Source organism: Terrisporobacter muris (assembly GCF_024621905.1).
Classification (GTDB): Bacteria; Bacillota; Clostridia; order Peptostreptococcales; family Peptostreptococcaceae; genus Terrisporobacter; species Terrisporobacter muris.
Genome location: NZ_JANKBY010000235.1, coordinates 1 through 5,760 on the forward strand (window position 1 = coordinate 1; position 5,760 = coordinate 5,760).

The window sequence follows — 5,760 nt, forward strand, 5'->3', positions numbered from 1 at the left end:
TATGATAAAATAATTTTTTTAAATTATAATAAGTTTTGAGTATAATTAAGGCTAAATATGTTATTATATTTAATTATGATACATATTTATTATAAATATAGTAAGGAGATGAAAATTTGATAAAATTAGGACAATATAATAAGCTTAAAGTTAAAAGAAAAGCTGAATTTGGATATTTTTTAGATGCAGAAACTGGACGTACTAGCGATGATGTGCTTCTTCACAATAGACTACTTAATAAAAACAAAATTGAAGTTGGCGATGAGGTAGAAGTATTTATATACAAAGACTCTGAAGGAAGACTTGCTGCTACTATGGAATATCCAAAAGCTGCTGTAGGAGATATTGCTTATTTAAAAGTAGTAGCCCACACAAAAATAGGAAGTTTCGTTGACATAGGACTTCCAAAAGATATCTTAGTACCTTTCAAAGCACAAAAATATGAAATGACTAAAGGAAATAGATATTTATTCTATATATATGAGGATAAAACTGGTAGGCTTGCTGCTACTACAGATATATTCCCATACTTATCTGTTGAGCATTCATATAAAGTTGGTGACAGCGTTAATGGTATAGTTTATGGATTCCAAACTAATAATTCTGCAACTATATGTGTAGATAATAAATTCGACGGTGTTATCCTAAAAAATGAATATTTCACTGAATTAAATATAGGAGACAAGTTAGAAAATCTTAAAGTTATAAAAATTTATGAAGACGGTAGACTTGGACTTACTCCTAGAGGTGAAAGAAAAGTTGAGCTAGATGTATTAGAAGTTGCTATCATGAACTATATGGAAGGAAACGATGGATACATGAGATTTAACGATAAATCTGCTCCAGAAGAGATAGCTACTGTATTTAACTCAAGTAAGAAAAACTTCAAAAGGGCTTTAGGCGTTCTTATGAAAAAAGGATTAATCGTACAAAAAGAAGATGGAACTTATCTTAGTTAAATAAAAATAAGTAAGGAGTAATAGTTATTCTATTACTCCTCTTTTAATTACTCATGTTAACATCCCTTTTATTTAATTGATTTATTATATATTAGATAATATATCCCCTTTATTTTTCAAATGTCCAAGACCTATACTCTCTAAAGTTAATCCTTCTTTATAAAAATCTCTTCCTATTAAAGTTCCACCAAGAATTATTATAGAGTCAATATTAGGAGTAGGCACTTTTAAAATCCTCCCTAAATCAGACCAAAGTACAAGACCTGTAGATATATCTTCTACTATATATCTTCCTTCCACACTTGCTGGTCCTTTTATATATTGAAAAACTGGGCTAGTGTTAAAAAGTTCATGTAAAGGTTTGTCTTCATCTGCAAAATATCCTCTATTTATACGAGCTTGTTTAGTATCTTCCAGTTGAATATCCAAAGCTTTTGCCACAGCTTCTCTTTCATTTTCTACTGCTTTTACTATATTTACTGTATGCTCTGTTATCCCTTCTTTATATAACCAAAAATCACCTTTAGTATAGTCTATTCTTCCTGCATTTAATAAAGTTGGACCTGGATGAACTAGTGGATTTGGATTTTCTAAGTTTACCACAATTACATTATCTGCTTTTACAAAACAGTCATAAATTTGCACACAAGCATTAAACACTTCATCTGTATGACATGAAGGATAAGCTGCTAGATATACTTTTCCTGCTTTCAATGAAATTTCTACTCTCGCCTCATTTACATAAGCTCTTGTGGCATAAGTCAATGAATTAGTCTCTCCAATTTTAAAATCTTTTTCTATTCCCATTTCTTTTGCTTTTTTTACAAATCTAACAGAAGCCATAGCTGGAGCAGAATTTATTAAAATTATTTGATCTTCTTTAACTACTGGCGCAAGTATTTCTGCAAAATACTCAATTCCCATTCCGGGTACCGTTATCATAACAATTTGACAATCTTTTATTGCATCTTCTATATTGTTTGTTATTAAGTTTATTTTTTCAACTGATTTGCTACCCTTATATTCCATAGCTATTTGGTTGCTCTTTTTAATAAATTGCAAGTCTTTGCAAAATCTTTGCGACTCAAACATATTTACTAAAAATCCTTTTTGTGTTAAATCAGCAGCTGCAGTAATTCCACCATTTCCGCCACCTAGTATTGCTATTTTTTCAACTTTCATATAATATATTCCCCCTTATGATTTTTGATAATTTAAAATATATAAAAATTAATTTTGTGAATTTTGCATAATTATTATAAATTTATTCGTAATACATAGTAATTCTACATAAAATTAAATAAGTCTTTTGCCATGCATTATACTTGTTGCTTTATTCTTTTTTAAAAAAGAAGTGCTATTAATATCTTATTATTTTAGCACTTCTTTTGTTTATGTTATCTTTATCTAAACAGCATCAATTAAATCCTGTTTAGAATTTGCATTAAATATTCCTAACTTTTCAACTGTTAATCCTTCTTTGTAAAAATCTCTATTTAGTAAGGTTCCTCCAAGTACTATGATTGCATCTATGTTTGGAGTTGGTACTTTAAGTATCTTACCAAGGCTTGACCAAAGAACAAGACCTGTTGATATATCTTCTGTTATATATCTGTTAGTAACACTTGTAGGCCCTTTTATAGCACAAAATACTTCACTTGTATTAAATAACTCTTGTAAAGATTTATTTTTATCATCTTCTAAATATCCTCTATTAATACGAGACTCCCTCGCACCTTCTACTTCAAACCCTAGAGCTCTTCCTAAGGCTTTTCTTTCACTCTCTACAGCTTTCAATACATTTATAGTATGTTCTGTAATTCCTTCTCTATATAGCCAAAACTCACCATTAGAGTAATCTATTCTTCCTGCGTTAAGTAAAGCTGGCCCTGGATGAACTTCTGGATTACCATTTTCTAAGTTAACATGCCAAATGTTATCTGCTGGCACAAAACAATCATAAATTTGTGATAAAGATTCAATTATTTCCTCTGTATCACATGCTGGATATGCTCCTAGAAATAATTTTTTTACACTTAGTGACATTTCTACTCTAGCCTCATCGGCAAAAGCTCTACATCCATAAGTTAAGGAATTTGATTCACAAATTTTAAACTTCTTATCTATGCCCATTTCTTTAGCTTTATTTATAAACCTTATGCATCCCATAGCTGCTGCACTATTTATGTATATAATTTGCTTTTCATCAACTACCGGAGCGAGTATTTCTGCAAAATATTCTATAGCCATTCCAGGTATAGCTAGCATTATTATTTGTGCTCCCAATATAGCTTCTTTTATGTCATCAGTTACTAAATGAACTTTCTCAACACTTTCTTCCTCCAATGTTTGAAGTATAATTTCTCCTTTTTTCTTTATAACATCTAAGTTCTTACAGAATTTATCTGATTGAAACATACTCACTTCAAATCCTTTGTTTGAAAGATCCGCAGCAGCAGTAATACCACCATTTCCGCCACCTAATATGGCCACTTTTTTAACTTTCATCATAATACCTCCTAATTCATGTTACTACTTTAGTTTACCCAATTTGCTAAAAGGCTACTGTTGCCAGCTTTATAAAATTTTATAAAGTTTTTTCTTCAATCAAGACACTGCTTTGACGAAACATTTTTCATCACATCAGACAACTTGTTAACTTTATATAAATTGGTTGTTATTATGAACTATCTACAAATTAAATAATTTATAATCACCGTATTTAAAAAATAACCTATTAAATTAATTTAATAGGTTATTTTGCATAATATTCTATATAATAACTCATTTTGAAAAAAATTTCAATAATGTCAATTGTTAATATTTTTTGAACCACTTTGTCATATCCTCCATAGTTTTAATATCAATGGAGTTATCCACAATAAAGAATATACTACTAGTATTATTTCCTACAAAATCTATATAGTAGCTATCTACCTTGATATTATTCAAATAAAAAGTACATGATTGATAGCGAGAACCATTGGAATAAACGTTGCCATTACCATATGGAGATATGAATATCTTTTCCACTGAAAGTATATCTTCCAAATAGTAGTTGTCCAAAAAATAGCCTGATTCATCCTGATTATTATCTAAAGAATAATCCTGAACAGAATGCTGAATAAAATAAATCTTGCTCCCTTTATTTTCTATGGGCATATTTGCGAAATAAAGTAATCCATCCTTAGTCTTTCCACAATACCAATCATCTGGAACCTTAGCCACTCCTATGTTTGGTATCTCCACTTCTTTATATCCATCATATCTATAATGTTCATTCACAAAAAATAAAAATGCTATAGATATTAATATCATAAAAATGCCGCTCTTTTTCATTTACTTCGCTCCTTTATTTATAATACTAAGTATATTTATACAAATAATATAAATATCCTTTTAAATTATCATAAATTTTATGCCAATTTTATTCCCCCCTACGTTTTAACTAGTACCTATATTTATTTTTAATTTTTATATGCAACTTTATCTTGTGAATAAAATTTACTTTCCTCTGCTTCTTTAAACGATACTTTTAATAAAATAGGCGATATAACTGTAGTGGCTATAATGACAATCAAAATAGCTATAAATAAATTTCCTGCTATTAAGCCTAGGTCCACGCCCTTGTTTGCAATAATAAGAGCTACTTCTCCTCTACACACCATACCTATACCTATTTGTGCAGATTGCTTATTCGAGTAGTTAAATATTTTAGCCCCTACTCCTGCACCTATTATTTTAGTTGCTATGGCTACAATGGATAATATAATTGAAAATACAATAATACTCATATTGATTGCAGGAATTACTAATTTTATACCTATACTAGCAAAAAATACGGGTGATAAAAATGCATATGAAACAACATCTAATTTTTCTGCAATAAACTGTTTTTTATCTAATGAAGATAAAATCACTCCCGAAACAAAAGCGCCTGTAATATAAGCCACGCCAAAAACTTTTTCAGTTATGTATGACATTAATAAACAAAATACCAATGATCCTATAGTATATCGTCTTTTATTATCCTCATTTTTACCAAACCAAAATTTAAATGATTTATGACATAGAATACCTATCATAAAAATGAAAACAAAATATCCCAATATCTTTACAACTACAATTCCCACATTGACATTATTATCTGTAAAACTGGTTATTGCAGTTAAAGCAAGAATACCTAGAATATCATCAATTATAGCTGCAGCTAGTATCGTATTTCCTACATCAGAACTTAATTTACCTATTTCTTTAAGTGTCTCTACAGTAATGCTTACTGATGTAGCTGTCAAAATCACTCCAACAAAAACCTTTTGTAAAAAAGCTATTTCACCTTCATACATAGAAAATACGCCTATTTTATAAAAGGTACTCGTCACTATATATCCTCCTATAAGAGGTATAATAACCCCAAGTAGTGCAATCCAAAATGAAGCTTTACCTGCTTTTTTAAGTTTATTCAAATCATTTTCTAATCCTGCATAAAACATCAATAAAATTACACCTATATCAGCTAATTGAGAAATAAATTCTGTCTCTTGAACTAAATTTAAAATACAAGGTCCAATTATTATTCCTGCTATTAATGCTCCTAATACCTGAGGCATTTTAATTTTCTTCGTAGCTATTCCTAAAAATTTCGTACTAAATAAAATCAATGCTATATCTAAAATAAATTTATACGAATCCACCTCTCTCATCCCTTCTTTTCAGATTAGTTTCCTAAAATTTAATTGAATATTTTCTGTTATAAAAAAATCATTACTATATTAATATAGTAATGATTTTTTTATAACAG

At 29.2% G+C, this 5,760-nt stretch carries 5 protein-coding genes; 1 reads left to right on the forward strand and 4 read right to left on the reverse strand.

Annotated elements, in window-relative coordinates; all coding sequences use genetic code 11:
• The first annotated feature begins 116 nt into the window (after window positions 1-116).
• On the forward strand, window positions 117-959 hold the full coding sequence (locus tag NSA58_RS14690) for a CvfB family protein (RefSeq protein ID WP_039681244.1): 843 nt from the start codon (window positions 117-119) through the stop codon (window positions 957-959).
• Window positions 960-1,043: 84 nt separating this feature from the next.
• Here NSA58_RS14690 and NSA58_RS14695 read toward each other — a convergent pair whose 3' ends face one another.
• From NSA58_RS14695 to NSA58_RS14710, 4 genes are all read right to left on the reverse strand, one after another.
• Entirely contained in the window at window positions 1,044-2,141 is a 1,098-nt protein-coding gene (locus NSA58_RS14695; protein ID WP_039681243.1) for an NAD/NADP-dependent octopine/nopaline dehydrogenase family protein, read from the reverse strand.
• A 225-nt stretch (window positions 2,142-2,366) separates the two neighbouring features.
• Window positions 2,367-3,467, reverse strand: coding sequence for an NAD/NADP octopine/nopaline dehydrogenase family protein (locus NSA58_RS14700; RefSeq protein ID WP_039681242.1), 1,101 nt, complete (start codon window positions 3,465-3,467; stop codon window positions 2,367-2,369).
• Between the two features lie 309 nt (window positions 3,468-3,776).
• Window positions 3,777-4,298, reverse strand: coding sequence for a hypothetical protein (locus tag NSA58_RS14705; protein WP_074429688.1), 522 nt, complete (start codon window positions 4,296-4,298; stop codon window positions 3,777-3,779).
• A gap of 128 nt (window positions 4,299-4,426) precedes the next feature.
• On the reverse strand, window positions 4,427-5,653 hold the full coding sequence (locus tag NSA58_RS14710; protein ID WP_052233153.1) for a cation:proton antiporter: 1,227 nt from the start codon (window positions 5,651-5,653) through the stop codon (window positions 4,427-4,429).
• Window positions 5,654-5,760: the final 107 nt, after the last annotated feature.

Bases quoted from the DNA above. Each gene is read 5' to 3' on its own strand.
- NSA58_RS14695 (WP_039681243.1), bottom strand. From the start codon at position 2,141: ATGAAAGTTGAAAAAATAGCAATACTAGGTGGCGGAAATGGTGGAATT.
- NSA58_RS14700 (WP_039681242.1), bottom strand. From the start codon at position 3,467: ATGAAAGTTAAAAAAGTGGCCATATTAGGTGGCGGAAATGGTGGTATT.
- NSA58_RS14705 (WP_074429688.1), bottom strand. From the start codon at position 4,298: ATGAAAAAGAGCGGCATTTTTATGATATTAATATCTATAGCATTTTTA.